A 25,372-nucleotide genomic window follows, 5' to 3' on the forward strand; every position below is an offset into this window, starting at 1 on the left:
TGCGGGCGGGTGCGGTAGGTGCTTGGCTTGGCTGCCGATGAGGTTGGTCGGTGTGCTGGAGGTCGGGTTTCATGGCGACGCAGGTATTCGCGGCTGAGGAGTTGGCGCGTCTGCGGGAGTTTCCAGAAGTCAGCCGCGAGGAGCTGTTCCGGTTCTTCACGCTGACGTCGGCCGATATCGCGTTCGTCGCGCCGGGGCGGGGGCGTGGTCCGGAGGATCAGCTCGGTCTGGCGGTGGCGTTGTGCACGCTGCCGTGGCTGGGGTTCGTGCCGGACAAGGTCGCCGCCGCGCCGCCGGTGGTGGTGGCACGGTTGGCGGATCAGCTGAAAGTCGATGCGTCGCAGATCCGTTCGTACGGCCGCCGGGCGCAGACCCGCACCGCGCATCTGCACCTGGTGGCCCAGTATCTGAGCTGGCAGAGCGCGGGTGCGATGGAGTTGAAAGAACTCGACGAGTTCCTGTTGGCGCGGGCGATGGAGCACGATTCCCCGACCCTGCTGTTTCGGTTGGGGTGTGAGTATCTGATCTCGGCGCGGGTGATCCGGCCCAGCCCCGACACCGTGGTCCGCCGCGTCGTGCACGCGCGTGAGCAGGCCCAACGAGAGACCTACGACCGGTTGGCGCATGAGCTGACGCCGCAACGCTGCGCGGAGTTGGACGGCTTGCTGGTCACCGATGTCTCGATCCGGATGTCTCGGTTGCGGTGGCTGTCGACGCCTCCGGTGGAGGCGTCGACAGCCGCTGTGCGCAACGAGGTCGAGAAGCTGGAGTTCGTGCGCGGTTTGGGCGCGGACACTCTTGATCTGTCGGTGTTGCCGACTGAGCGTCGCCGGTTCCTGGCCATGCTGGGCCGCCGTCTGACCGGGCAGGCGTTGGAGCGTCGCGATCCGCAGCGCCGGTATCCGATCTTGTTGACGGTGCTGGCGCAGTCGGCCGCTGATGTGCTCGATGAGGTGGTGGCGTTGTTCGATCAGGCGCTGTCGGGGAAGTTCAGTGCCGCGGAGAACCGGATGCGCGAGCAACTGGCCGACCGGGCGAAGACCGGGGAGGACCGGCAAGCGCTGCTGGATGACCTCCTATCCATCCTCATCGACCCGCAGATCCCTGATGAGGATGTGGGCGGGTTGATCCGGGGCGGAAGCATCGGGTTGGAGCGGTTGCGTGCGGCGATTGCGCAGGCCCAGCCGCGGTTGCCGCGTGATCACGGGCATCTGGCCGCTCTCGATAGTTCGTATTCGTATCTGAGGAAGTTCACTCCGGCGGTGTTGTCGGCGGTCCGGTTCTCCGGTGGTACGGCGGCGACGGAGTTGCTGATCGCGGTGGACATGCTGCGCGAACTCAACGCGACCGGTCGCCGCAAGGTGTTCGACGACGCACCGGCGGGGTTCGTGCCGACCAAGTGGCGCGGTTATCTCGAGGAGGCCCGCAAGACCGGCAATACCGTTGCCTATCGTCACTTTTGGGAGCTGTGCGTGCTGCTCGGGTTGCGGGACGGGCTGCGTACCGGGGACGTGTTCGTGCCCGGATCACGCCGCTACGCCGACCCGGCCGCCTACCTGCTCACCCCGACCCAATGGGAGCCGCAGCGAGCCGAATTCTGCCGCCTGGTCGACAAACCCGCCGACCCGGCCGCCGCGTTGGCCGCGCTCACCGACGAGTGGTTGACGGCGGTCGGTGAGCTGGAGCAGATGCTCGCCGCCGGTGACGGGCCGGTGCGCTTGGACGAGACCGGTGATCTGGTGATCTCCCCGCTGAGCGCCGAGGACATTCCGACCGAGGCCATCGAGTTGAAGGCCGAGCTGACCGAGATGCTGCCGTTCGCGCCGATCGTGTCGGTGCTGATCGAGATGGACAAGCGCACCGGCTACCTGGATTGTTTCACCCACGCGGGCGGCAAGCAGACGCGGAGCCCGGAGTTGAAACGCAATCTGATCGCGGTGCTGCTGGCGTACTCGACGAACCTCGGTCTCACCAATATGGCTGCGGCGTCGGGGATCTCCTACGACATTCTGTCCTGGACCGCGGAGTGGTATGTGCGGGAGGAGACGCTGCGCGCGGCGAACCTGGCGATCATCGGCTACCACCAGAGACTGCCACTGACCACGGTGTTCGGCACCGGCACACTCTCGTCATCGGACGGGCAGAGGTTCCCGACGCGCGGCAAATCGGTCACCGCCCGTGCGGTGAATCACTTCTTCGCCGAGGAGGGCCTGTCGACCTATACCCACGTCACCGATCAGCACACCACCTACGGCACCAAGGTCATCGTTACCACCCGCCGCGAAGCCCACTACGTCCTGGACGAAATCCTCGGCAACGCAACGGATCTGCCAGTCACCGAGCATGCGACCGATACTCACGGGGTCACCCTGGTGAACTTCGCGCTGTTCGATCTGCTGGGGATGCAGCTGTCCCCGCGTATCCGGGATCTGGGCAAGATCACCCTGTACCGGCCGGTGCCGCGCGCCGAGGCCGACACCCTGTTCCCGCACGCCGGCGCTCTGCTGACACGGAAGTTGAACCTGGACCTGATCGCCGAGCATTACGACGACCTGCTGCGGCTGGCCGGATCGCTGAAGTTCGGGCACGCCACCGCCTCGCTGCTGGTCGGCAAGCTCTCGGCGTCGGGAAGACAGAACGCCCTCGCCGCAGCATTGAAAGAGTACGGGGCGATGCGCCGCACCATCTATGCCTGCCGGTATCTGACCGACCCTGACTACCGGCGCAAGATCTCGCGCCAGCTCAACAAGGGCGAATCCATCCACGCCCTCAAACGTGGCCTCCTCTATGCCCACGAAGGAGCCTTCCGCGCCCGTCACTTGGAAGCCCAGACCGAGCAGGCATGGTGTCTGACCCTGGTCACCAACGCCCTCATCACCTGGACCACCGAGTATTACGGGCTGGCGGTCGAGCAGATGCGCCGGGCTGGGCGGCGCATCGACGAGGAGGTCTTGGCCCACATCTCGCCCGCGCACAGCGCCAACATCAACTTCTTCGGCGCGATCGAGGTCGACATCGACGCCGAGTTGGCTCAGCTCGGACCCACCGGCTACCGGCCGTTGCGGGTCCGCGACACCCTGTTCTGAATCCGAACCGACCGCGCGCCGGGGTGCGCAGACGAGGCGATCGGGCAGCGTGGCAGGGCTTTTGCCGACTACCCGCGGTGGGCGGTGAGGAAGTCGTCGACCAGGCGCGCGCAGTCGTCGTGATCGATGCTGTACAGCCCGGTCAGGCGGGCGAAGACGATCGGGCCCAGGAGTTGGATGATGGCGAAGCTGGTGTCGAGGTCGCCGAGGTGGGCGCGGGCCTCAGGGCTGGTGAGGATGTGGTCGAACGGTTCGCGGTAGCGGCGGATGACCTGGGCGCGCAGGGAGGTGACCGCGCCCGAGTCAGGGGGTGCGCCGGGGTCGGGGGTAATGGATCCCATGGCCAGCCAGGACAGGGTGGTCAGCTGGAGGGGAGCGTTCTCGATCAGGTCGGCTTGGGCGGTGAGCAACGCGATCAACTGCTCGCGCACGGGCCCGTCGTCGGGTGGGGTGTCCACGCGTGGGAGTAGGCGTTCGAAGGTGGCCGCGAGCAGGTGGGTGCTGCTGCCGAAGTGCCGGTAGAGGGTGGTGCGCGCGACTTTCGAGGTGCGGGTGACCGCGCCCGTCCCGGGCTTCTTCGGCGAGGTCGATGCTGAACATGCGGTTGCCCAGGTCCGCGCCTTGCAGGGCGAGGATACGGAGGATCCAGCCGTCGCTGGAACACGGCCGTGTGTTAGGAACGCGTTTCGAGTAGCACGGTTCTGACGATCGGGTAGCGCGAGTATGAGCATCCGGTAGCGGTAGCCGAGGCGATGTGCTCGTCTCGGGTTCACGCGTGGCAATTCGGCTGCGCGTGAACCCGAAACAGGAGGCACGGGTGACTGATTACCGATTGGTGATGTCACAGTTGCTGCAAGGCAGGTCGTACCGGGAGATCGAAGCGATCGCAGGATGCTCGCACCGCACGATCGCCAAAGCGAAGAAGATCTGCGGTGAACGGGAGCTGACCACCGAGGACCAGATCGAGGCGTTGACCGCCGAGGAGATCGACGCCTTGTTCACCGATGGGCGAAAGAACGCCTCAATCGATTTCGTGATGTTCGATGTCGCCGCCGCGGTGAAGAAGCGCTCAGGCAAGAAGAAGCTCCCACTGCGGGTGCTGTGGGCCAACTACCTGGAAACCGAAGGGGCGCCGGGGCAGCGGCACTACAGCTACCAGCGGTTCTGCCAGATCATCGGTGAGTACGTCGAGGTCAACGATCTGACGATGCGGATCGCGCACGTACCCGGGCACACGATGCAGGTCGACTGGGCCGGCACCACGATGGCGATCTTCGACCCGGTCACCGGCAGCAGGACCCGGGTGTCGGTGTTCGTGGCATCGCTGCCGTACTCGGGCATGGTCTTCGCCTGCGGATGCCTGGACGAGAAGGCAGCGAACTGGCTCGATGCCCACGTGCAGGCATTCGAGTACTTCGGCGGCGTCACGCAAGTGGTCGTGCCCGATAACACCTCGACCGCGTCGAACCAGATCACACGCGGGGACAGGGCCCGCGAGGTCAACCACGCCTACCGGGACTTCCTCGAGTACCACCGCACCGCCGCGGTGCCCACCAGAGCGGTGCGGCCCCGCGACAAGGGGCACGTCGAGTCCGGGGTCAAGATCGTGACGAACTGGGTGATCGGCCGACTCGCCGACCGCCGGTTCGCCAGCCTGGACGACCTGGGCGAGGCCATCAACGTCCAGGTCGATCAGATCAATGACCGCATCCCGTTCCGCGGACAGAAGATCAGCCGGCGGGAGTTGTTCGCCGAGCACGAGCAGCCACAACTGCTGGCGCTGCCCGACGCACGGTGGCAGCCGGTGACCTGGAGGAAATCCAAGGTCAACAGGGATTACCACGTCGAGATCGCGACGGTGAAGTATTCGGTGCCCCACACCTTCGCCGGTCAGCTCGTCGATGTGAAGATCACCGGCGAAACACTCGCAATCATGTGCGACGGAGAAGTCATCGCCTCCCATGCCGTCTCCGGGCGCCGGCACTCGTACGTCACCGACCCCGAGCACGTGCCCGCCCAGCATCTGCAATCCTCGGATCTGTGGTCCCGGGCGTACTTCGTGCGCCAGGCCCACAAGGTCGGTCCGTGCACCGTGGCCGCGATCAGCGACCTGCTCGACCGGCAACGCATCGAGGCCCAGGGCTACCGCTCGTGCCAGAACATCCTCGCCCTGGGGAAGAGCGACAAACAACTCCTCGAGCGGGCTTGCGGGCAACTTGTCTCCGAACAGACCCGACGGGCGATCTCCTACACCGCGGTCAAGCAACGCCTGGCGGCGCTGCGGGCCCAGGCCGCCGCACGACCGACCACCGCGGCGGAACCAGCGACTGCTGCGTCGGTAGCGCCACCGGCGGGACAGCGCGACACCACCGGGGCGCATCTGGCCGGGCCCGAGCAGTTCAGCCTTTCTGCCTTGACCGGAGCCACCGGAGCCGACTTGACGGATGAGGGAGGGGCCAAGTGATCGATCGTCACCTCACCGACGCGGACATGCCGTTGTTCACGCAGCTGCGTATGACCGCGTTCGGGCAGACCGTCATCGAGCTGGCCAACGATCCCGCCTGCGACGAGTGGACCTTCTCCCAGAAGATCTTCCACGCGCTGGATAAGGAGATCACGGCCAGACAGGAACGTCGGACCCAGAAACTACTCAAGGCCTCCAGAACGCCAAACCCTGATGCCTGCGTAGAAGAGATCCGTTATCTGGCTGACCGCAACCTCAATCGGGAGCTAATCGCACGGCTTTCCAGCTGTCAATGGATCGAGTCGACCCGCAATCTTGTCGTGCTCGGTCAGTCCAGCGTGGGCAAGACCTATGTGGCTCTGGCACTGCTCAATACCGCGTGCCGAAAGTACTACAGCGCGAGGTTCTTCCGGCTCGACGATCTGGCCAACCGGCTCGCCGTGTTGGAACCGACCTCGCAGCGGCGGTTGGATTTCCTGACGGATCTGCACAACTGTGACCTGCTGGTCCTGGATGACTTCCTGACGACGCCGGTGGCTGCGCACACCGCGGCCGAGTTGCTCAACATCCTGGCCGCTCGTGAAGGTCGAGGTTCGACTCTGGTGACCTCGCAGTTCGATCCGCCGGACTGGTACAAGTCGCTCCAGGACGCGGTCATCGCCGAATCGATCCTCAACCGGATCGTCGCCGGCGCCGAGATCATCGCCCTGGACGGGCCGAACATGCGCCGACATCTGGCGGACAGCCGATAGTTGGGCGCCGCGGTCGGGCAAGCTAGTATTCATCAATATGACTCGCTGATCACTGTGCATGTTCGAGGCTGATCCGAAGTCCACCACTTCGCGCAGCCTTTTTTATACCAGCGGCGGGACGGGTAGGTTATTCGTGCCGAAATTCGCGTGGAGAGCGACCAGTCCACCGCTTGAAGGCGTGAGAGAAGTTGGCGAGGTCGCTGTATCCGAGATCCGCAGCGATCTCACTCACCGACATCGATCGGTCGAGCAGCCGCAGCATCGCACGATCACGCAGGAATGATTCGCGCAACTCGCGAAAGGTGGTCCCCTCCTCGGACAGGCGCCGCTTGAGTGTGCTACGGGATATCGAGAGCTCGTGTGCGACCCAGTCGTTACTTCGTTTGCCGGGATCCTCCTCCAGGAGCCGTCGCACCTTCTCCGAGAAAGACGTGGTTCTGCTTCGCTGTTCGAGGGTTTGCTGCAGATCAACGATGGCGAGGCGATAGGCGACGGGATCGGAGAACCTACATACCTCGTTGAGGGTATCCGCGGGGACACGAAGGAATGACGTCGGAGCGTCGAAGTACAGGCGCCCAGCTAGGGCGTCCTCATGATTGGCCAGAAAGTTCGGCGCCGACCAGCTCAGATGGAGGGTGACGGTCGGCACATCGCCAGCGAGCATGTCAAGCAGGCGCAGGAGCGCCGACCCGCTGTACGCGACGACCAGGCAGTTCAGGGCCGGATCGCCTGTATGTGCGCTGAGCCCCACAGTAAGCCCCTCGTCTCTTGGGTGGAACTGTGGGCTGAGGGCCGTCGAGATCAAAGGCAGATAGGTGAGCAGCTCGACGATCTCGGCTACCGAACCTGCACTGACCAGAGGAAAGCTCAACGGGCCAAAGGACGTCAACTGAGCCTGCTCGGCGAACGCGAAGCCGAGCGTAGTTGCCTGGTCGACATCGAGTGCGGGGTACACCTCGCGAAACCACCGTATCGGGGCCTGGATGTTCCGCTGGATCAACGTCGTCTCGTCGATTCCTTCGCGAGCCATGATGTTGCGAAGCCGCGCGACAGCGTCTGAGTCGAGTGCTTGGCTCTCGAGCAATTGCGCGAACATGAGTGGAGGCACACCCTCGTCGTTGAGGTTCACCCTGGTCCCCTTTGAGCCGAATTCACAAGTTTCTGACTCTGCCGAACATAGCCGCCGCGCTCGTCTTCGACAACACTTTGACCAAGTTCACATTGAGGACGACGTATCCAGGAGTTGGCTATGGCAGTTGTCACCTTTGTCTCCCACGATGGCCAGAAGCACGAGGCGCCCATCGAGGAAGGGCAGTCGCTGATGCAGGTCGCGACCAACAACGCGGTGCCCGGCATCGACGGCGACTGCGGAGGCGAAGCCGCGTGCGGTACCTGTCATGTGATCGTCGATCCGCAATGGTCCGAGCAGGTCGGCCTCTCGGGTCCCGAGGAGGAGGAGATGCTCGCGATGAACCCCGAGCGCCAGCCGACCTCCCGGCTGTCCTGCCAGATGGCGGCGTCGGCGGCGTGGGACGGCTTGATCGTCGAACTACCCGAATTCCAGATGTGACGGCGAGAAACGGTTAAGACCTGATGAAGATTCCTGAAGCAATCACCGCCAAGGTTCAGTCGACCATCCCGATGGATCTGCAGATCCAGGGCGCGCATCTGTATGACAAGACCCGGCGATGGGTGACCGGGACGAACGGAGAGAAGCTCTTCGTCGAGAGTCCTATCCCGCCGGTCGAGGACGTCGAGCTCGCCGACATCGACCTCAGCAACCCTTTTCTCTATCGCCAGGGGCGCTGGCAGTCCTACTTCGAGCGCTTGCGCAACGAGGCGCCGGTCCACTACCAGCCCAACAGTGCGTTCGGTCCGTTCTGGTCTGTCACGCGGCATGCCGACATCGTGGCCGTGGACAAGAACCACGAGCTCTTCTCCGCCGAGCCGTTCATTGTCATCGGGGCCCCGCCTCGTTTCCTTGATATCGCGATGTTCATCGCGATGGATCCGCCACGCCACGACGCGCAGCGGGCCGCTGTCCAAGGCGTTGTTGCGCCGAAGAACCTGCGTGAGATGGAGGGGCTGATTCGATCGCGTGTGCAGGAGGTGCTGGACGACCTGCCCGTGGATCAGCCGTTCGACTGGGTGCAGAACGTCTCGATCGAGTTGACCGCTCGGATGCTTGCCACCCTTCTGGACTTCCCGTACGAGCAGCGTCGCAAGCTCGTCTACTGGTCAGATCTCGCGACGTCGCTGGAGCAAGCCAACGGCGGGCCCTCGGACAACGACGAGGTGTTCCCCGGCATGCGCGACATGGCGCGAGGTCTCAGCGCTCTCTGGCACGACAAGGCAGCGCGGATGGCTGCCGGGGAGGAACCCGGCTTCGATCTGATCACCATGTTGCAGAGCAACGAGAACACCAAGGACCTGATCGACCGCCCGATGGAATTCTTGGGCAACCTCGTGCTGCTGATCGTCGGAGGCAACGACACGACCCGCAACTCGATGAGCGGCGGTGTTCTTGCGCTGAACCGCTTCCCCGATCAGTTCGAGAAGCTGAAGGCAAACCCCGACCTGATCCCCAACATGGGCTCGGAGATCATCCGGTGGCAAACCCCGCTGGCTTATATGCGCCGGGTCGCCAAGGCCGACACCATTCTGAACGGGCAGTTCATCCGCAAGGGCGACAAAGTAGTGATGTGGTACGCCTCGGGCAACCGCGACGAGCGCGTGTTCGAACGGCCCGATGAGTTCATCATCGACCGGGCCAACGCCCGCAACCACATCTCCTTCGGCTTCGGCGTCCATCGTTGTATGGGCAACCGGCTGGCCGAGCTCCAGCTGCGGATCCTGTGGGAGGAGTTGCTTCCCCGTTTCGACAATATCGAGGTCGTCGGCGAGCCAGAGTACGTGCAGTCCAATTTCGTGAGGGGCATCAGCAAGATGATGGTCCGCCTCACCCCGAAATCCAGCGCATGACCTCGCAGCGGGCCCTCATCGTCGGGGCCGGCCATGCCGGGGCCCAACTCGCGGCCAGTCTGCGCCAGGAAGGGTGGACCGGTGAGATCGTCCTCATCGGCGAGGAGTCGGCGCTGCCCTATCAACGCCCGCCGCTGTCGAAGGGTTACCTGGCGGGGAAGAGCACGCTCGACGAACTCGCGATCCGCAGCGCCAAATTCTACACCGAGCAGGGGATCCAACTCCTGAATGCGAAGGTGGAGGCGATCGACCGCTCGGCTGGTCATCTCGTGTTGAGCACCGGCGACGCGCTGCCCTACGACAAGCTCGCGCTGTGCACTGGGGCCCGCCCTCGACGGCTTTCCATCCCGGGGGCCGACCTGGTCGGCGTCTACTACCTACGCACCGCTGCGGACGTCGAGATGATCCGAGAGGCCACCAGCCCCGGGTGTCGGGCTGTGATCATCGGCGGCGGCTACATCGGACTGGAGACGGCCGCCTCATTGCGTGCGCTCGGTCTGGAGGTCACTGTACTCGAGGCGACCGAGCGCGTCCTCGAACGGGTCACCGCCCCCGCTGTATCGGCGTTCTTCGACCGGATCCACCGGGAGGAGGGCGTGAACATCCGGACGGGCGCGCTGGTCGAAGCTCTATCAGGTGACGGCAGGGTCCGCGAGGTGTTCCTGTCCAGTGGCGAATCAATTCCCACCGACCTCGTCATTGTCGGTATCGGCGTTGAGCCGAACACCGAGCTCGCCGCCGCCGCGGGTCTGGTCGTCGACAACGGCGTCGTGATCGACGACCAGACCCGGACCAGCGACCCCGACATCGTGGCGGCTGGGGACTGCGCCAGCCATGACATGGCCCGTTACGGCCGTCGCATACGCCTGGAGTCCGTGCCGAGTGCGGGTGAGCAGGCCAAGGTGGCGGCCGCGACCGTCTGCGGCAAGTCCAAGATGATCGCGGCGCTTCCATGGTTCTGGTCGGATCAATACGATCTCAAGCTCCAGATCGCCGGTCTCAACACCGGGTACGACGAAGTCGTCCTCAGCGGCGACCCGACCCGGGACCGCGACTTCACCTGCTTCTACCTGCGTGCGGGCGAGCTCATCGCCGCCGACTGCATCAACCGGCCCCGTCACTTCATGTTCAGCAAGCGGGTCATCACGCAGCGACTCCCCATTGGCCGGACCGAACTGGTGCTCGCAGGCTCTGTCTGAGGTGATCGGTCCCTTGGCGGCGATGGTACGACAACAGCGAGTACGGGCCCACATTTCGGAAAGGAACGTCAGTGACGAACATCATCCAGCTCCCGCTGGCGAAGGGTCGTGAGCGGCTCTCGTCGGTATTCCTGGCACCATTGCCGAGTCGGGCCGACGCGACCCTGCTAGGGGTCAGCGACCAGTGGCCTGTTCGTGAGCTCGCCCCGCCCCCGGCGGGGTCGGGGCTCGAGCCCGTCCGAGGGACCGCGGGCATGCCTCTGCTCGGTCACACCCTGGACTACATCAGGTTCGGCTCCAACTTCACCCGGGCCAGGTACCAACGCTTCGGACCGGTCTGGTGGATGGGCGCCTTCGGCACGAGAATCGTGATGGTGGCGGGCGCGGATGCCACACAGGAGGCGCTGACGACCAAGGCGAAGTCGTTCTCCCAGGACGGGTGGACCTATCTCATCGATGCTTTCTTTCACCGGGGCCTGATGCTGATGAGCTTCGACGAGCACAGGATGCATCGGCGGATCATGCAGGAGGCGTTCACCCGCGACCGGCTCGCCGGCTACGTCGACCAGCTCGGCCCGACGCTGGAGACCAGCATCCGCAGGTGGACAGCGGGCCGGTCCACGCGCATCTACCCACTGTTGAAGGCCCTGACTCTCGACGTCGCAACGGAGGTCTTCATGGCAGGTCGGGGAGGGAGCGAGGACACTGACGCCATCAACGACGCCTTCGTGGCCACCGTGCGCGCAGCCAGCTCGATCATCCGTTTCCCGCTGCCGGGGACTCGGTGGCGCGCCGGAGTCCATGGGCGCACGCTCCTGGAGGACTACTTCACCCGGCATCTGCCGACGGCTCGAAGTGCCCAGGGAGACGACCTCTTTGCGGGGCTGTGCCATGCGCGCACGGCCGACGGTGAGGCGTTCACTGATGAGGACGTCGTCAACCACATGATCTTCTTGATGATGGCGGCCCACGATACCTCGACCATCACCACCACCGCTGCCGCCTACTTCCTCGCCAAGCACCCAGCCTGGCAGGAACGGGCTCGGGCCGAGTCCGACCGACTCGGTGAACGCCGCCCCGACATCGACGACCTGGACTCGATGGCGACTCTCGACCTGGTGATCAAGGAGACGCTGCGCCTCGTGGCGCCCGTGCCGATCGTGATGCGCAAGACGATCGAGAACGTGGAGATTGCCGGACGCCACATCCCGGCGGACACCCTGGTGGCCGTGGCTCCTGCGGTGAACCACTTCGACGAGTCGTGCTGGACCGAGCCCGACACCTTCGACCCCGACCGTTTCAGCGAGCCGCGCCATGAGGACCAGAATCACCGTTTCGGGTGGATCCCCTTCGGCGGAGGAGTGCACAAGTGCATTGGTCTGCACTTCGGCACCCTCGAGGTCAAGGCGATCCTGCACCACATGCTGCGCACTTACACCTGGTCGGTCCCCGACCAGTATGAAGTGAGATGGGACAACACCTCGCTCCCCATTCCTGTCGACGGGTTGCCGATCACCCTGGAGCGCAGATGAATCCGGCACCGGTGGCGTTCTTGGGGGCGACCGACTTCCTCGACATCGAGCACGAGTCCGTCCGGGCATTCACCGCCGCCGCGGTTGGGGATGCGAGCACCGACCGGGACAAGGCCAATCGCCTCTTCACCGCCGTCCGTGACCAGATCTGGTACGACCCCTACACGGTGTCGGACAATCCCGCCCACTATCGAGCCAGCTTCGTCCTCGAGTCCGGGCGCGCCTATTGCGTCCCGAAGGCGGTGCTCTTGACCGCGGTGTGCCGAGCGGCAGGGATTCCGGCGCTGCTGGGTTTCGCTGACGTCCGCAATCACCTGCAGACCGAAGCGCTGCGAGCGCTCATGGGCGGCACAGACCTGTTCGTCTATCACGGCTACAGCCGTCTCTACATCGACGGCCGGTGGTTGAAGGCGACGCCTGCGTTCAACACCGAGTTGTGTGCGCGTTTCGGTGTGCCGCCGGTGGATTTCGACGGTGATCGCGACGCACTCCTGCACGCCTTCACCGCCGACGGAGCCCAGCATATGGAGTACGTCCGCGAGCGCGGCATCTTCGACGATCTGCCTTTGAACGCGATCCTGACCGAGCTTCGGCATACCTATGGACCGTTGATGTTCAAGCGCGCTGACGTGATCGCTGACGCTTTCACCGACACACCCACCAGCCGCACCCAGCCCGACGGGATCTCCGGTGGGTTCCACTCACCCCTGGAGGACCGATGAGCACGGCGACCGCAGCGGACGCCTTGGACGTGTGCAACCCAGCCGATGGCCGGCTGATCGCAACCGTCCCTGTGGATGATCGCGAGACCGTGAACGGTGTCGCGGCTGACCTCCGCTGCGCCCAGGTCGGGTGGGTCGAGGCTGGCCCGCGGCAACGCGCCAGATGGTTGCATCGCTGGCGGGACTGGATCCTGGCTCACACCGACGAGCTCACCGATCTGCTGCAAGCCGAAACGGGCAAGGTGCGCCCAGATGCCCTCGTGGAGACGACCGCGTCGTGCGAATTCATCACCTACTACGCTGACAACGCCGAGAGGTTTCTCGCTGGCGAGCAGGTCAGGTCCTCGAGTCTGTTGAGTCTGCCGAAGCGGCTGTCCAAGACCTACCACCCATATCCGGTTGTCGGGCTCATCACGCCCTGGAACTTCCCGATCACCCTCTTCCTCATGGATGCAGCGCCCGCGTTGGCTGCCGGATGCGCGGTCCTGGCGAAGTCCTCGGAGGAGACGCCACTGACGTGTGCGCGGGTCGTCGAGGGCTGGCACGAGATCGGCGCCCCTCCGGTCTTGGCCCATGTTGTGGGTGCCGGCGAAGCGGGTGCGTCGGTGGTGGACGCCGCTGACTTCGTGCAGTTCACCGGCTCGACAGCCACCGGGCGTGCGGTCGCGATCCGCTGCGCCGAGCACCTGAAGCCGGTGAGCCTGGAGCTGGGCGGTAAGGATCCGGCGATAGTGCTGGAGGACGCCGACCTTGCTCGTGCGGTGGAGGGGATCGCGTGGGGCGGTCTGTTCAACGCAGGGCAGGTCTGCATCTCCGTCGAGCGGGTATACGTGGTAGCTGAGATCTACGACGAGTTCGTGGCCCGGCTGACGCAGAGGGTGCGCTCCCTGGCCCAGGGTGCGGCGACAGGTGACGACGTGGGTGCGATGGTCACTGCGAGGCAGGTCGAGATCGCCGATCGCCACGTCAGCCAGGCGGTGGCGGCGGGTGCGCGGGTCCTGGCCGGCGGAACCCGGAGTGCGGTCGGGAACTACTACGCTCCGACCGTCCTGGTCGGTGTCGACCACACGATGGCTTGCATGACCGAGGAGACCTTCGGCCCCACGATCCCGGTGATGCTGGTCGCGGATGAAGACGAGGCCATCCGTCTGGCCAACGACTCGGCGTACGGCCTGTCTGCGACGGTGTGGACCCGCGACCACGCTCGGGCACAGCGCATTGCGAAACGCCTGGACGCGGGTGCGGTCAACATCAACGACGTCTTCAGCAACCTCTTCGCCACCACACTGCCGCACAGTGGATGGAAGGCATCGGGTATCGGTGCGCGGCTCGGCGGTGCCTACGGGCTGCACAAGTACTGCCGGGTCCAGGCGGTGACCGAGCCGCGGATTCCTGTCCCGGCACGAGAACTCACGTGGTACCCGTACACCTCCCGGCGTGCGGCCATCGCCGAAAGAGTATTGCGCGCGGCAGCCGGCCGCGGCCTGTGGCAACGCCTCGGCCTGAACAAGGAGAACAGCAAGTGACGACGCACATCCCCCACACTGCCGCCAAGACTGTGGCGATCACCGGCGGAGCCCGCGGCATCGGCTACCAGACCGCGAAGGAGCTGATCCGACGAGGCCACCGCGTCGCCATCGGCGACGTCGACGAGGCACGTGCCAAAGAGGCCGCCGTCGAGCTCGGGGTGAAGGTCGTCACCCGCCTCGATGTCACCGATCCCGACTCGTTCCGCGAATTTCTCGACCTGGTCGAGGGGGGCCTCGGCCCCCTCGACGTGCTGATCAACAACGCGGGCATCATGCCCACCGGGCACGCCCACGAGGAAGCCGACGCGGTGACCCGGCGGCAGGTCGAGATCAACGTCCTGGGAGTCATCTTCGGGACCAAACTCGCCCTCCAACGGATGCTGCCGCGGCGTGCCGGGCACATCATCAACACCGCATCACTGGCCGGTGAGCTCGCCGTACCCGGTCTGGCGACCTATTGCGGCACCAAGTTCGCGGTCATCGGGTTCACTGAGGCAGCACGACAGGAATACCGCAAGTCCGGGGTCCAGCTGTCCACGGTCCGGCCTACGTTCACCAACACCGAGCTCGTCGCTGGGACGGCTGGGGCCAAGGGACTGCGCAACGCCGAGCCCGAGGAGATCGCTCGAGCGACAGCCGATCTGATCGAGAATCCGCGTTCTTTCGTGCGTGTCACCCGCCTCGCCGGCGGCATGGTCGCCGCGATGAAGTTCGTCCCCGGTCGGTTGGCTACCTGGCTCGGATCGGCCCTGGGCACGGACTCGGTGTTCCTCGACGACGTCGACATGAGGATACGCCAGGCCTACCTGGACAGAATCCGGAGCAACTGATCCAGTCTTCGAACCCCGTCGTGCGCCGATCCACCGAAGAGGAACTCCTATGCCCCGCAGAACCCTGATCAAGGACTACCCGCATCGGATGGCGGGGCATTGCGGCTCTGGCGCGATGCGCGATCTTCTGCACTGGCATGGTCTGGGGTGGGATGGACCGCCCGACGAAGGTCTGGTGTTCGCGCTCGGTGGCGCGGTGGGGCTATCCTACCTCCGGTCGAGCGACCTCGTCCCACCGCTGTACCTGGTGGGACGAGGTGCCGACTTCGAAGTCGATCTACCCCGCCGACTCGGCGGACAGGTCCACGTTCTCACGACCGACGATCCTCGCGAGGGATGGTCATGGGTTCTCGACGAGATCGAAGCAGGCAGACCCAGTCTGGTGTGGGGCGACATCGGTGAGTTGCCGTACCTGCGGGTCCAGTTGCGGATGAGTCGCCACGATATCGTCGTGATCGGTCACGACGAGGCCGAGGGGATCGCTTTTGTCGTGGACAATGACCGCGCCGAGGTGCAGGAGGTCCCGCTCGATGCGCTGGCTCGGGCGCGGTCCTCGAAGTCTTTCCCGGAACCGACGCGCCACTGCACCTACCGCATCATCTGGCCGGACGCGCTGCCAGACGTGGCGGAAGTAGCGGCAGAGGCATTTCGCCAGTCCGCGGCCAGTATGCGCCGCCCGTCGCAGCCCGGGATCGTCGATCTCACGACAGCGGCGGCCGGGGCCGAGGGCCTAGCTGCGGTCGTACAGCTGGCGGCCGACGTTCGGACCTGGGCCGATCTTCCGATAGACGACCTCGAGATCCTCCTGTTCAGCCTGAGCGCTTTTATCGAGAAGGCAGGTACCGGCGGCGGGCTGTTCCGCCGATTGCTCGCCGATGGCTGCGCGGATGTCGCACGCCTGACCGGCGACTTCGCCACCGCTCAACTCGCCGTCTCCGCCAGCCGTTGTGCGCAGGCATGGACCGAGACTGCACGTGCCGGTATCCGGCGCGACGTTGATGTGCGAGCGCGCGCGGCCGGGATGTCTTTGGCGGCTAGCCGGCTGCCAGAGCTGGAGTTGGACCTGGTCGAGTCCCTGGAGTCTGCTTCAAGCTCGCTTATGGCTGCAGATCGCTGACAGCCCCACTTTTCCCCGGACGCTCGGTCTCCGGATCGCTGTGTTCGAAGGCAACTCTCTCAACAAGGAATGCTATGCAGAGCACGATGATGAACGTCCCGTTGACAACTGCGGCGATTCTGCGCCACGGCTCGAGTGTGCATGGCTCGGCAACCGTGCGGACCTTGCAGCCCGACGGGAGCGTGAAGGTCGCCTCGTTCGCCGAGATCGGACGGCGGTCCGCCCAGTTGGCCAACGCGTTGCGCGGTTGCGGGATCACAGGCGATGAGCGCGTCGCAACCTTTATGTGGAACAACCAGGAACATGTGGAAGCCTACTGTGCGGTGCCCTCGATGGGCGCGGTACTGCACACTCTCAATCTACGCCTCGCCTCAGATCAACTCGTCTACATAGGCAACCACGCCGAGGACCGGGTCGTGATTCTCGACGGAAGCCTGGTCCCGCTGCTGGCCCCCGTGCTGCCGCACATCACCAGTGTGCACACCGTCGTCGTGACCGGGGGGGTGGACCTCACCCCGCTGCACCGTGACGGGCTCACAGTCGTGGGTTACGAGGAGTTCATCTCCGCTCAGCCCGAGACGTTCGACTGGCCTGACCTCGATGAGCAGTCAGCAGCCGCCATGTGTTACACCTCCGGTACCACCGGGACCCCCAAAGGCGTCGCCTACAGCCACCGGTCGACCTACCTGCATTCGATGGCGGCCTGCGCCGCCGACGGACTGCGAGTCGGCTGCGATGACCGGATCCTCGCTATTGTGCCGATGTTCCATGCCAACGCCTGGGGACTGGTCTATGCCGCCCTCATGGCAGGTGCCGACCTTCTCATGCCTGACCGGTTCCTGCAGGCCGAGCCGCTGGTACGGCTCATCGATGCCCAGAAGCCAACCGTCGCAGGCGCGGTCCCGACGATCTGGAACGACGTGCTGAACTTCGTGGAGGCCAACCCCAGCTACGACATCTCCTCTCTCGGCCTGGTTGCCTGCGGTGGCTCCGCCGTGCCCGTTCACCTGATGGAGATCTTCGAGGAGAAGTACGGCGTACAGGTTGTCCAGGCGTGGGGAATGACCGAGACCTCGCCGCTGGCCACCGTCGCGCGTCCGCCGGCATCGCTCGACACGCAGGAGCGGTGGCGCCTGCGAGCCACTCAAGGCCGTCCGGTTCCAGGTGTGGAATTGAGGATCGTCGGCGACGCGGGCAATGAGCTCCCGCACGACGGCGAAGCCGTCGGCGAGCTGCAGGTGCGCGGACCTTGGATCACCGGCTCGTACATCGGCGAAGAGGATGACGGGGAGAAGTTTCAGGACGGTTGGTTGCGCACCGGCGACGTCGGTCGGATCGATGAACGCAGTTTCGTCACGCTGACCGACCGCACAAAGGACGTGATCAAGTCTGGCGGGGAGTGGATCTCCTCGGTCGAGCTCGAACTGCTGCTCGCCGGACACCCCGATGTGCTCGAGGCATCTGTGATCGGGGTGCCGGACGAGAAGTGGCAGGAACGTCCCCTCGCGGTGATCGTCGTACGTGACGGGCGCGAGCCCACACCTGCCCATCTGCGTGACTTCCTCGTTGGCAAGGTCGCCAAATGGTGGCTGCCCGAGCGTTGGTGCTTCGTCTCCGAGGTGCCCAAGACCTCGGTCGGCAAGTTCGACAAGAAGCGCCTGCGCTCCCTGCATGCCGAAGGAGAGCTTGCCGTCGTCGAAATCTAGGAATCCTCTCTAGATCATCGAGCACGGGTCCCTGCTCACATCGTGGGGTTAGGATCCGCGGCGGACAGTCCGACTTCGAGTACCTTGCCCGGCCTTAGTGGTCACGCCTCTCTTCAGTCACGCCGCGAACGCAGACCGGGTGGTGCGACATACCCCACGCTGAGTCAGCCGAGAACCTCGCAGGCCAAACCTCGACTGCCGCGCGATCACGGCCACTTGGCGGCCCTGGATACTTCCTGCTGGTACCTGCGAAAATTCCCACCTGCAGTGCTGGCGGCGGTCCGGTTCGACCATCGCAAGGTGTGGGCGATGTGCCGTTGCGACGGGCACCCGGTGTCGCAGGCGACCGTGCTGCGGTGCCTGCGAGACGAGGGTCTGCTGCCGCCAGCCGCAAGGCTGCGTTCGCCGCCGAGCCCACCGGCCCGAATCAGGTGTAGCGTTTGGACTTCAGTGAGTTCGAGACCACCGCTGGCGGGACGTGGCGTATCGCGGATTGCCGGGACTACTGGAGCAAATACGAGCATCCCTGGCATGTGTCGCCGACGGCGAACCAGCACGAACGCGATCACCGCGATCGAGCGCGCTTTGGCCGACTACGAGCAGTCGTACGACCACCCGCTGGCCGAAACGTGCCCACGCGAGCCCGGCCGTGGTCTCGAGCCCGCGGCGACGATCGTGACCTACAACGGCGGCCCGTTCCGGTCGTTCCGCTTCGAGGCGTTCGTCACCGCACACCCCGAACTGCGCCACGTCGGTACCCGAGTCAGGTCGCCGGGCCAGAACGGCTCGCGCGAACGCGGTTTCGGGTCGCTGAAGTACGAGCGACTGTTCCTCGAGGAGATCGATGACGTCTTGGCCGTGGTGAAGCACGCTGACGCCTACCGGGTCGAGCACAACACCGTCCGGCCGCACGAAGCCATCGCTTGGAACCGGCCGATCCAGATCCACCCTGGCCTGGTCGGCCCTCGGATCCCCAACTTTCCCCGAGACCGAAAACCTGCCAACTACTTGACACGGGACACGACGACGCAGCAGCGGCCTCGTCCAGGAGTGTTCGATCAACGGCTCTGGTATCCCTCACACCCGAATTGAGCCAGAGCCGTTGACCCGACCTCCGTACGTGCGGGCTTTTGTCGGTTTTACTTGCGGGTGTTGTGGTTGTGGTGGGCGGTGAGGAAATCGTCGACCAGGCGTGCGCAGTCGTGGTGGTCGATGCTGTGCAGCCCGGTGAGGCGAGCGAAGACGATCGGGCCCAGCAGCTGGATGATGACGAAGGTGGTGTCGAGGTCGCCGAGGTGGGCGCGGGCCTCAGGGCTGGTGAGGATGTGGTCGAACGGTTCGCGGTAGCGGCGGATGACCTGGGCGCGCAGGGAGGTGACCGCGCCCGAGTCAGGGGGTGCGCCGGGGTCGGGGGTAATGGATCCCATGGCCAGCCAGGACAGGGTGGTCAGCTGGAGGGGAGCGTTCTCGATCAGGTCGGCTTGGGCGGTGAGCAACGCGATCAACTGCTCGCGCACGGGCCCGTCGTCGGGTGGGGTGTCCACGCGTGGGAGTAGGCGTTCGAAGGTGGCCGCGAGCAGGTGGGTGCTGCTGCCGAAGTGCCGGTAGAGGGTGGTGCGCGCGACTTTCGAGGTGCGGGTGACCGCGTCGATGGTGACCGCGTCGATACCGCCGGTGGCCAGCAGATGGGTGGCCGCGTCGAGCAACCGTGCCCGCGAGCGCGCCAACCGCGGATCGGCCTGATCGAGATCCGCGTCCTGCTCGCCGGTGGCGGAGTGGGGCGCGGCGGGTCCGGTGCGGGTGTCGGCCTGGTCGCGGGTGGTCATGGTCGGGAAGACCTCCAAGGAAACGGGCGGCGGTGAATGTGTCCGATTTCGACTCTATCGCAACCACTCTCGCCTGTGATACTCATGGTAGCGAAGCGATACCGATGGTTTCGTCGGGTGGGAGGTGCCGGTGAACGCACCGGAAACGACTGACGGTCACAGTGTGCTGGCGCGGGCCGAATGGTGGATGCTGACGGTGTCGTGCCTGGCGGTGGCGCTGGTCGTCGCGGCGATGGCTGCACTGTATTCGGCGTTGCCGCTGATCGCGGTCGCGACCGGGGCGACCCAATCGCAGCTGACCTGGATCGTCGACGGCTACACCCTGATCCTGGCGTGCCTGGTCCTGCCCGCCGGCGCGGTGGGTGACCGCTACGGGCGCCGCGTCGTGCTGATCGCGGGCCTGGCGGTGTTCTCCGTGGCCTCGGCGCTGCCGCTGCTCATGTCGGGGCCGGTGTGGCTGATCGCGGCCCGCGCGGCGGCGGGCGCGGGCGCGGCACTGGTGATGCCCTCGACCCTGTCGATCCTGACCGCGGGGCTGCCCGAAGCGCATCGCGGGCGCGCGGTCGGGGTGTGGGCTGGGGTCGCCGGGTCCGGTGCGGTGCTCGGGATCCTCGGCTCGGGACTGCTGCTGGCGCGGTGGTCGTGGGAATCGGTGTTCGTGGGACTGACCGTGGCCGGGGTGGTGCTGGCCGCGCTGGCGTGCACCATCGCCGAATCCCGCGAGCGGGAACACCCGCCGGTGGACTGGGTGGGCGCGGTGGCGGTGGCGATCGCGATCGCGGCGATCGTGTTCGCCTGCGTCGAGATCCCCGCGCGCGGCTGGCTCGACCCGCTCGTGACCCCCACCCTCGCGCTCGGTGTCGCCGCGGCGGTGGTGTTCGTGATCATGGAGTTGCGGGTCGCCGCGCCGCTGCTGGATGTGCGGTTGTTCGCCCGGCGGGGGTTCGGGGCCGGGTCACTGTCGGTGACCATCCAGTTCCTGGTCACCTTCGGGGTGTTCCTGCTGCTGGTGCAATACCTGCAATTGATCCTCGGGTACGGGCCGCTCGGTTCGGCGCTGGGCCTGGTGCCGATGGCGGTGCCGCTGGTGGCGATCTCGGTGATCGCGCCGTGGCTGTCGAGCCGGGTCGGGCTGCGGGCGATGACCGTCACCGGGCTGCTCGCCATCGCGACCGGACTCTTCCTGGTGAGCCGGTTGACCCTGGCCGCCGACTACCCAGACCTGTTGTGGCCGTTGCTGATCCTGAGCGCCGGGCTGGGATTGTGCACCGCCCCGGCCACCTACGCCATCGTCGCCGACACCCCCGTGGCCAAACACGGTGTCGCCGCCGCCGTCAACGACGCCGCCCGCGAGATCGGCGCGGCCATCGGAATCGCCGTATCCGGCAGCGTGCTCGCCGCCGGATACACCCACCACATCCAACCCGCCCTGCCCCAGCTGCCCGAACCCGCTCGCGGCCCGGTCGCCGACTCCCTCGCCGCCGCCCTGCAGGTCGCCGACCGCGCCGGACCCGCCGCCCAGCCACTGGCCGAATTCGCCAAGACCGCGTTCGTACACGGCAGCACCCAGGCCGCGCTCGCGCTGGCGGCCATCACCGCGGCCGGAGCACTCGCGCTGGCCATCCTCGCCCCCGGACGCACACCCCGGCCCACCCCCACCACGACCACGACCACGACCACGACCACGGTGCGCGAACCGGCATCCACACTGCAGGACCCCCACAGCTGATACTCACCGTGAAAGGGAGGTCGTCATGACGGCCTACCACACCATCCTCGTCGACACCGACGGCTCCGACCGCTCCTACCGGGTGATCGACCACGCCGCCGAACTCGCCCGCGCCAGCCACGCCCGCCTGCTCATCCTGTGCGCCCGCCACGACATCGACGCCCACACCCTCGGCCCCGACCTCGACCGGCTCGGACCCGACGCCTACCAACTCCGCGGCACCACCCCCACCGACACGATCCTGCGCACCGCCCGCCACCACGCCACCGCCCACGGCGCCACCGACATCACCACCCACATCCTGGCCCCACCCACCCTGCACGCCCTGCTGCACCTGGCCGCCACCACCGGCACCGACCTCATCGTCACCGGCCACCCCCACCGCCACCCGCTGCTGGCCCGCTGGCTACCCACCCTGCCCATCGAACTCGCCCGCCACGCCCACTGCGACATCCTCATCGTCCACGCCCCGCCCGACAATCCACCCCACCTGCCACCGAACCCCGCAGACCGGCACTCGACGACTGTCCCGTAAGCCGATCGGCCACCGGAACACCACGATCCGCGGACTGCCGCCCAGCTCGCAGGTGTTCCGTAGAGGTGTTCCGCGTACCGTCCCGCTCAACCCCCGCTATCCGGAACAATTCCGGGTATGGGTGAACCGTTCCGCGTCGGATACTGCCGTTGCTCCACCGATGAACAAGACGTCGAGATCCAAACCGACCAACTCCTCACTCTCGGCGTTCCACGCGACCGGATCTTCATCGACACCGGGTTCTCCGGCACCACCCGCCGCAACCGCACGGGCCTCGACAACGCGCTCGCCGCAGTGACCTCGGCAGCGGCGGCCGTCAGCGGGCGGCAGGTCGTGCTGACCACAACGAAATTCGACCGATTCGCCCGCAACATGGCCGAAGCCGGAGAAATCCTCACCGACCTGCGCAAGCGCGATGTCCTGTTCGGGCTCGGCAGCTCCGTCTACGACTGGAACGACCCGTTCGGCAAACTCTTCCTGCAAACCCTGGCCATGGTCGCCGAATTCGAGGCCAACCTGGGCCACCTGCGCACCCGTGAAGGCATGGCCAAGGCCCGCGCCAAGGGCCGCCTCAAGGGCAAACAGCCGAAACTGCCTCTCGCAGCACGCAAAACGATCCACCGCCGCTACCACGACCCCGGCGACGACGCCAGCCTGGCCGACCTCGCCGAGGAATACAGCGTCGGTCGCTCCACCATCCACCGCATCATCAGCAGCCCCGCCCCACCCCGCATCTGACGCAAACCAGCGCACCGCCCGAGCCGATCACGACGGCATCGTCGCTGGTCCAGCCATATGTGTTGTTTTCCGCGCGATTACTACCGGAACCCCGAGACAGCGCTACCTTGCGGCTCAGGCCAGCTTCGGGAGTTCCGGGCCTAATCGTGTCATCAACAATGATGCCCCTGCTGCCACTCCTCGCTGACGAAGAATCGTCAGCCTCGGCCGTTGGCTAGCCACCTCGTCGAGGTGTGTGATGTCGATCCAGGAGTAGTCTTCGTCGCAGCCTCTGGATCGCGTGCAGTTTGATGTCAGTGTCGGACGTGTGTACACGAATCGCCTGTAGTCGGCTACACGCATGTGCGGGCTTCTGATGTGTGGCGCTCAACCACACATGAGCTTGGCGCTGCCGATTGAACAAATGAAAAGGGCTCGAATCAACTCTGAACGTAAGGAAGCCATGGAGCGGCTGCGGCGAGAATCAAAAGCTCGTGGAGACCGAGGGGTTGGTAGACAGGACAACCGCAACAGCACTGTGGCCCTGGGAACAACACCCAGAGCCACACTAAACCTCCGTCGGTTCGAGCATCGCTAGCGTACAAGCGCTAGGACGTTAGCTATGCTAGTAGCCTAGCTCTTTGAGGTAGCTCTCAAAGGCTGCCTCAACGAATGAGGCTTTGGATATCCTGCGTTTTTGCTTGTAGGAGATGGCCAGGATTGCTTCGTCGATCCGCTCGGCGATGGAGTGGTCGATTCGCAGATTGACTTGCACCTTCTGACTGATCTTCCGGCCTTCCGGCACTGCTGGCAGTTCGGGTTCAGTCGGCGGCTTGGGCGGAATGTCGTCCGCGGGGTTTCCCCTTCCCCCCTCAGGGAGTGCTGATCTGCGCGCCATTGTTCTTCCTTCCATCCACTTTGAGGCCGAGCTCATCGAGCAGTCCGTCGTAAGCCACCCGCAGCGACACCGCTTTGCCCCTAGTCCAGGCGTAGGGTGACTGCTGCGATTCATGGGCGTCCGCGCGGGCAGTGAGATGCGGGACGATCGTGCGAGCGACGAGATCGCCGTAGTAGCGCCGTAGTTCCCCTTCGTGGAAATCGTGGGAACTCCAGCGACTGTCTTTGTCCGAAATGATGATCTTCTGGAGTTCGGGACCTCCAGTGATGGCCTGAACCTTTTCGAGTATTGTCTCGACGTCACGGAAGCCCTTGACGGAGTCGACTTCAGGCTTAATGACCCCGACTACACCGTCCGCGGCCATTAGCGCCGCGAACAGTAGACGTCCAACTGAAGGCGGGCAGTCAATCAGCACTGCCGTGTATTGGGAAAGATCCGCCCCTTCCAGCGCGAGCTTCAGCCTCCATGGAATGTCCTCGTCACCGGACTTTGCTATGTGCGACAGGTCCAATCCCGCTGGAATGATGTCGACCCCATCCCAGGACGTAGGTGTGATGCACTCTCCCGCTCCGCCGCGGTTCAGCTGACCGAGGATATGCGCGACGTTAGGTTTCGAGTCGTCACAAACGACTCCGACCCCCGTGGTCGCGTTTCCCTGAGGGTCCATGTCTATAAGAAGCGCGCGACCACCTTTAGCGGCAATCGCCGCCGCGAGCCCCGTGGTCGTTGCCGTCTTCCCTACGCCGCCTTTGTGATTCGCAAAGGCCATCACCCGTGGTGACATAGAAGCTACCCTTCAAACGAGTGTTGTATAGAGAAGATAGTAGCGCTACACAGGAAGCAACCACGGTGCCGTTGCGGGCCTGTCTTCATCCCGAAATGCGCTTGATATGTAGCGCTACATATCAAGCTTTGCAACTACAGTAGCAACTACGTATGCGCTGCTGGGCCTCTGAGATGGGTGTTATAGAGGACGCGAAGTGGAGTGTTGCTGCGCGGTTGGCCTCTAAGGTTTTCCCTGTAGCCAGTGATGGATTATTTTCGCGGTGATTCGGCCTTCTTCGCTGACGGCCAGTGCTGTGAGGAGGTCGCCCCATCCGGCAGCGTTCCAGGTCTCTTGCGCTTGCTGGTAGGGCTGTAGGTTGCCGTTAACGTAGTCAGCGTCGATGATGCCGCCACGTCCCCATGGGCCCAGTGGGTGCCGGAGAGCTTTGTCGAGGGTTAACCACACGAACGCTGTGTCATCGAGAGGAGCGTTGGTCCAGCAGCCTGTCGGGTAGGCCAGAACCTGGTTGTTGTATCGGCCAGGAAGATGCGTGCAATACCCGTGCCTCCCATTTATGTGAGCGTTTCCCTTCACTTCGACAACGACTCGTGGCACTGGGGGATCGGACGGGTCGCTCGCCGGAGTTGTCAGTATCAAGTCCGGTTCGTGGGGGCAGCAGTTTGCTGGCGGATAGTAGTGAGCGAAGTCGCTTGCATATGTACGAATCCGGGTTCCGGCAGGAGGCGTGCCAGCGACGTTCGCCGCTTTCCAGAAGAAGTCCACTAGGAGACTCTCGAGGTCTCCGGTCGCGGCGGCAAGCAACTCGGTGATGTCACTCTCCGTGGGCCGCCGGGCGCTTCCGTCGAAGGCTGCGTTGAGGCTCTTCTTACGCCGGTCAGTCCAGGTGCGGGTGTATCCGGTGTAGAGATGCGTGAGCAGCAGCCGGTGGAGGGTCATCGGCGAGCCTCTCTGCAGTGCGGAG

At 65.1% G+C, this 25,372-nt stretch carries 22 protein-coding genes; 16 read left to right on the top strand and 6 right to left on the bottom strand.

The genetic code is table 11. From position 1 onward, the window contains the following. The first annotated feature begins 71 nt into the window (after nt 1-71). Nucleotides 72-3,086 carry a Tn3 family transposase gene (locus tag ONR57_RS22680; protein WP_071935988.1) on the top strand — a complete coding sequence of 1,005 codons (3,015 nt, stop codon included), beginning with the start codon at nt 72-74 and terminating at the stop codon, nt 3,084-3,086. Between the two features lie 68 nt (nt 3,087-3,154). Here ONR57_RS22680 and ONR57_RS22685 read toward each other — a convergent pair whose 3' ends face one another. Then, on the bottom strand, nt 3,155-3,859 hold the full coding sequence (locus tag ONR57_RS22685) for a TetR/AcrR family transcriptional regulator (protein ID WP_265125984.1): 705 nt from the start codon (nt 3,857-3,859) through the stop codon (nt 3,155-3,157). Between the two features lie 65 nt (nt 3,860-3,924). On the opposite strand from ONR57_RS22685, the gene istA reads away from it, so the two are divergent. Together istA and ONR57_RS22695 are read left to right on the top strand one after the other, a co-directional pair. Then, nucleotides 3,925-5,550, top strand: a complete 1,626-nt coding sequence (gene istA, locus ONR57_RS22690) for an IS21 family transposase (RefSeq protein ID WP_003937310.1) — start codon at nt 3,925-3,927, stop codon at nt 5,548-5,550. After that, on the top strand, nt 5,547-6,302 hold the full coding sequence (locus ONR57_RS22695) for an ATP-binding protein (RefSeq protein ID WP_265125985.1): 756 nt from the start codon (nt 5,547-5,549) through the stop codon (nt 6,300-6,302). The genes istA and ONR57_RS22695 overlap by 4 nt, the downstream gene beginning before the upstream one ends. A gap of 127 nt (nt 6,303-6,429) precedes the next feature. Here the strand turns inward: ONR57_RS22695 and ONR57_RS22700 are convergent, their stop codons facing one another. Continuing rightward, nucleotides 6,430-7,431, bottom strand: a complete 1,002-nt coding sequence (locus ONR57_RS22700) for an AraC family transcriptional regulator (RefSeq protein WP_029540275.1) — start codon at nt 7,429-7,431, stop codon at nt 6,430-6,432. 120 nt (nt 7,432-7,551) lie between these two features. Between ONR57_RS22700 and ONR57_RS22705 the strand changes: the two genes are divergently transcribed. From ONR57_RS22705 to ONR57_RS22750, 10 genes are all read left to right on the top strand, one after another. After that, nucleotides 7,552-7,872 carry a 2Fe-2S iron-sulfur cluster-binding protein gene (locus ONR57_RS22705; RefSeq protein WP_003937313.1) on the top strand — a complete coding sequence of 107 codons (321 nt, stop codon included), beginning with the start codon at nt 7,552-7,554 and terminating at the stop codon, nt 7,870-7,872. Nucleotides 7,873-7,895: 23 nt separating this feature from the next. Further along, the gene (locus ONR57_RS22710) at nt 7,896-9,284 is read left to right on the top strand and encodes a cytochrome P450 (RefSeq protein ID WP_003937314.1); all 1,389 of its coding nucleotides are present in this window, start codon (nt 7,896-7,898) and stop codon (nt 9,282-9,284) included. After that, complete coding sequence (locus ONR57_RS22715) at nt 9,281-10,483, top strand: NAD(P)/FAD-dependent oxidoreductase (RefSeq protein ID WP_003937315.1); 1,203 nt, start codon at nt 9,281-9,283, stop codon at nt 10,481-10,483. The genes ONR57_RS22710 and ONR57_RS22715 overlap by 4 nt, the downstream gene beginning before the upstream one ends. 71 nt (nt 10,484-10,554) lie before the next feature. Continuing rightward, a complete protein-coding gene (locus ONR57_RS22720) occupies nt 10,555-12,015 on the top strand; it encodes a cytochrome P450 (RefSeq protein WP_003937316.1) in 1,461 nt (486 codons plus the stop codon). After that, on the top strand, nt 12,012-12,737 hold the full coding sequence (locus ONR57_RS22725) for a transglutaminase family protein (protein ID WP_003937317.1): 726 nt from the start codon (nt 12,012-12,014) through the stop codon (nt 12,735-12,737). Before ONR57_RS22720 ends, ONR57_RS22725 begins: the two co-directional genes overlap by 4 nt. After that, on the top strand, nt 12,734-14,263 hold the full coding sequence (locus ONR57_RS22730; protein WP_003937318.1) for an aldehyde dehydrogenase family protein: 1,530 nt from the start codon (nt 12,734-12,736) through the stop codon (nt 14,261-14,263). The genes ONR57_RS22725 and ONR57_RS22730 overlap by 4 nt, the downstream gene beginning before the upstream one ends. Continuing rightward, nucleotides 14,260-15,096 (top strand): SDR family oxidoreductase, encoded by an 837-nt coding sequence (locus ONR57_RS22735; RefSeq protein ID WP_003937319.1) that lies wholly within the window; start codon nt 14,260-14,262, stop codon nt 15,094-15,096. Before ONR57_RS22730 ends, ONR57_RS22735 begins: the two co-directional genes overlap by 4 nt. A gap of 49 nt (nt 15,097-15,145) precedes the next feature. Next, complete coding sequence (locus ONR57_RS22740) at nt 15,146-16,213, top strand: BtrH N-terminal domain-containing protein (RefSeq protein WP_003937320.1); 1,068 nt, start codon at nt 15,146-15,148, stop codon at nt 16,211-16,213. Nucleotides 16,214-16,287: 74 nt separating this feature from the next. Then, nucleotides 16,288-17,919: a long-chain fatty acid--CoA ligase gene (locus ONR57_RS22745; RefSeq protein ID WP_003937321.1), complete on the top strand. Its 1,632-nt coding sequence runs from the start codon at nt 16,288-16,290 to the stop codon at nt 17,917-17,919. A 450-nt stretch (nt 17,920-18,369) separates the two neighbouring features. Then, nucleotides 18,370-19,011, top strand: a complete 642-nt coding sequence (locus ONR57_RS22750) for an integrase core domain-containing protein (protein WP_234353672.1) — start codon at nt 18,370-18,372, stop codon at nt 19,009-19,011. 47 nt (nt 19,012-19,058) lie between these two features. Here ONR57_RS22750 and ONR57_RS22755 read toward each other — a convergent pair whose 3' ends face one another. Further along, on the bottom strand, nt 19,059-19,745 hold the full coding sequence (locus ONR57_RS22755) for a TetR/AcrR family transcriptional regulator (RefSeq protein ID WP_008382024.1): 687 nt from the start codon (nt 19,743-19,745) through the stop codon (nt 19,059-19,061). Nucleotides 19,746-19,932: 187 nt separating this feature from the next. Between ONR57_RS22755 and ONR57_RS22760 the strand changes: the two genes are divergently transcribed. From ONR57_RS22760 to ONR57_RS22770, 3 genes are all read left to right on the top strand, one after another. Further along, a complete protein-coding gene (locus ONR57_RS22760; RefSeq protein WP_064257765.1) occupies nt 19,933-21,474 on the top strand; it encodes an MFS transporter in 1,542 nt (513 codons plus the stop codon). A gap of 25 nt (nt 21,475-21,499) precedes the next feature. After that, nucleotides 21,500-22,009, top strand: coding sequence for a universal stress protein (locus ONR57_RS22765; protein ID WP_010596699.1), 510 nt, complete (start codon nt 21,500-21,502; stop codon nt 22,007-22,009). Between the two features lie 117 nt (nt 22,010-22,126). After that, a complete protein-coding gene (locus tag ONR57_RS22770; protein WP_010596700.1) occupies nt 22,127-22,747 on the top strand; it encodes a recombinase family protein in 621 nt (206 codons plus the stop codon). Nucleotides 22,748-23,351: 604 nt separating this feature from the next. Here the strand turns inward: ONR57_RS22770 and ONR57_RS22775 are convergent. The 3 genes from ONR57_RS22775 to ONR57_RS22785 all read right to left on the bottom strand — a co-directional run bounded on the left by ONR57_RS22775 (nt 23,352) and on the right by ONR57_RS22785 (nt 25,347). Next, the gene (locus ONR57_RS22775; protein ID WP_265125986.1) at nt 23,352-23,624 is read right to left on the bottom strand and encodes a hypothetical protein; all 273 of its coding nucleotides are present in this window, start codon (nt 23,622-23,624) and stop codon (nt 23,352-23,354) included. Further along, nucleotides 23,599-24,408 (bottom strand): ParA family protein, encoded by an 810-nt coding sequence (locus tag ONR57_RS22780; RefSeq protein WP_265125987.1) that lies wholly within the window; start codon nt 24,406-24,408, stop codon nt 23,599-23,601. Before ONR57_RS22780 ends, ONR57_RS22775 begins: the two co-directional genes overlap by 26 nt. Nucleotides 24,409-24,630: 222 nt before the next feature. Next, a complete protein-coding gene (locus tag ONR57_RS22785) occupies nt 24,631-25,347 on the bottom strand; it encodes a hypothetical protein (protein WP_265125988.1) in 717 nt (238 codons plus the stop codon). Between the last annotated feature and the right edge of the window lie 25 nt (nt 25,348-25,372).

This window comes from Hoyosella sp. YIM 151337 (assembly GCF_026041215.1).
Classification (GTDB): Bacteria; Actinomycetota; Actinomycetes; order Mycobacteriales; family Mycobacteriaceae; genus Hoyosella.

Coding starts and splice junctions, on each gene's coding strand:
- istA (WP_003937310.1), top strand. CDS start 3,925: ATGTCACAGTTGCTGCAAGGCAGGTCGTACCGGGAGATCGAAGCGATC.
- ONR57_RS22740 (WP_003937320.1), top strand. CDS start 15,146: ATGCCCCGCAGAACCCTGATCAAGGACTACCCGCATCGGATGGCGGGG.
- ONR57_RS22680 (WP_071935988.1), top strand. CDS start 72: ATGGCGACGCAGGTATTCGCGGCTGAGGAGTTGGCGCGTCTGCGGGAG.
- ONR57_RS22780 (WP_265125987.1), bottom strand. CDS start 24,408: ATGTCACCACGGGTGATGGCCTTTGCGAATCACAAAGGCGGCGTAGGG.
- ONR57_RS22710 (WP_003937314.1), top strand. CDS start 7,896: ATGAAGATTCCTGAAGCAATCACCGCCAAGGTTCAGTCGACCATCCCG.
- ONR57_RS22785 (WP_265125988.1), bottom strand. CDS start 25,347: ATGACCCTCCACCGGCTGCTGCTCACGCATCTCTACACCGGATACACC.
- ONR57_RS22730 (WP_003937318.1), top strand. CDS start 12,734: ATGAGCACGGCGACCGCAGCGGACGCCTTGGACGTGTGCAACCCAGCC.
- ONR57_RS22770 (WP_010596700.1), top strand. CDS start 22,127: ATGGGTGAACCGTTCCGCGTCGGATACTGCCGTTGCTCCACCGATGAA.
- ONR57_RS22745 (WP_003937321.1), top strand. CDS start 16,288: ATGCAGAGCACGATGATGAACGTCCCGTTGACAACTGCGGCGATTCTG.
- ONR57_RS22775 (WP_265125986.1), bottom strand. CDS start 23,624: ATGGCGCGCAGATCAGCACTCCCTGAGGGGGGAAGGGGAAACCCCGCG.
- ONR57_RS22715 (WP_003937315.1), top strand. CDS start 9,281: ATGACCTCGCAGCGGGCCCTCATCGTCGGGGCCGGCCATGCCGGGGCC.
- ONR57_RS22765 (WP_010596699.1), top strand. CDS start 21,500: ATGACGGCCTACCACACCATCCTCGTCGACACCGACGGCTCCGACCGC.
- ONR57_RS22705 (WP_003937313.1), top strand. CDS start 7,552: ATGGCAGTTGTCACCTTTGTCTCCCACGATGGCCAGAAGCACGAGGCG.
- ONR57_RS22760 (WP_064257765.1), top strand. CDS start 19,933: ATGCTGACGGTGTCGTGCCTGGCGGTGGCGCTGGTCGTCGCGGCGATG.
- ONR57_RS22755 (WP_008382024.1), bottom strand. CDS start 19,745: ATGACCACCCGCGACCAGGCCGACACCCGCACCGGACCCGCCGCGCCC.
- ONR57_RS22725 (WP_003937317.1), top strand. CDS start 12,012: ATGAATCCGGCACCGGTGGCGTTCTTGGGGGCGACCGACTTCCTCGAC.